Source organism: Zoogloea sp. 1C4 (genome assembly GCF_009469605.1).
GTDB lineage: Bacteria > Pseudomonadota > Gammaproteobacteria > Burkholderiales > Rhodocyclaceae > Zoogloea > Zoogloea oryzae.
In genome coordinates this window covers 1-1267 of sequence record NZ_SSXU01000105.1, presented here as the reverse complement: position 1 = coordinate 1267, position 1267 = coordinate 1, and the positions used below count along the sequence as shown (strand labels likewise).

Genomic DNA, 1267 nt, shown 5'->3' with positions numbered 1-1267 from the left:
ATATTAGGATATCAAAGGATATTTGTTCAAAGATTTATCTGAAGAGCAATAGGATAATATTATACAAGAATATACAGATAAAGCACTAAGAGAAGGTAAACCTCAACCTAGTAGAAAATCTATTATATCTAAGTATAATCAACAAGCTCAGATGAAGTATAATGATTTACTAGAATTAGCTGATCAGGAACGTGCGTCTAGAATTGTAGCCAATTCGTTATTTGCTGAACATCTAAGTAAATCAGTTAGATAGGAAAAAGTTGCTAGAAAAGAAAAAGAGGAAGCTGGTGAAGTACTACCAGAAGAGGGAGTAATAGAAAATCCAGCAGCTGCTATTGAAGATACTACTAAGAAACAAGAAAAAGTAGAAGTTAAACCAGAAACTCCAATACAAGAAGGAGTACAACAACAGCCTGTAGTACAAGAAACTAAAACAGAAACAGCAGAACCTGTAATACCAGAGTCTATGTCTACAGATGTAGATGAAATTCTTAGAGAAGAAGAGCAAGCTTTACTAAATCAAAAAGGTAGATAGTTAGAAATAGAACCTAGTAGCGAAGATGTTCTGGTGGAAGGTTCTATAGAAGAATAGATACAATAGCCAGAAAAAGAAGTACAGGATATTATAGCCAGAGAAGAAAAAGTTGATGTAACTGTAGACGATGTTAGTCACATAGAAGATAGCACACCTTCTCCACAAGAGCTAGAATAGGAAGATATACGTAACAGAACTTTATAGAATCCTGATGAAGTATCTGGTGTTAGTGAACAAACATCTGAAGAAGTACCAGAAATTGCTGTAGCTACAGATGCTCAAGAAGCAAATGAAGAACAGAACACTAATACAAAAGATAAAAGTAATCCAGTACCACCAACTCCAACTCAAGTAGAAGACAGCAAGCCTGCTCAGGATGCTCCTACTATAACTATAGTTGATGGAGGTATATATGTAAATGATGGAACTACTTTTATATCTGATGAAGTATTGGCAGCAGAAGCTCAAATGCTAGAAGATACTTCTACTGAAGTATATGGAGAAACTGGCTACGCTAATATGAAACCTGAAACTGTTACTAATAACTCTGATGCATTGAGTAATAGAAAGGTATAGAAAGTAAAACATGTTTCTAACACGTTTTTCTTCCAACCAGATGCTGCATCTCCAATGAATATTACTGTGAATGGTAAACCTATTACTTTTACTAATAGTAAAGGAGAAGTAATACCTGTATTACCAGGAAAAGAATTATCTAAAAGACTTTTAAAG

At 34.2% G+C, this 1267-nt stretch carries 1 protein-coding gene; it reads right to left on the bottom strand.

What is annotated here, in order from left to right; all coding sequences use genetic code 11:
- Positions 1-1044: 1044 nt before the first annotated feature.
- The coding region (locus GH681_RS23885; RefSeq protein ID WP_228112061.1) for a hypothetical protein at positions 1045-1267 on the bottom strand (223 nt) is incomplete at its 5' end.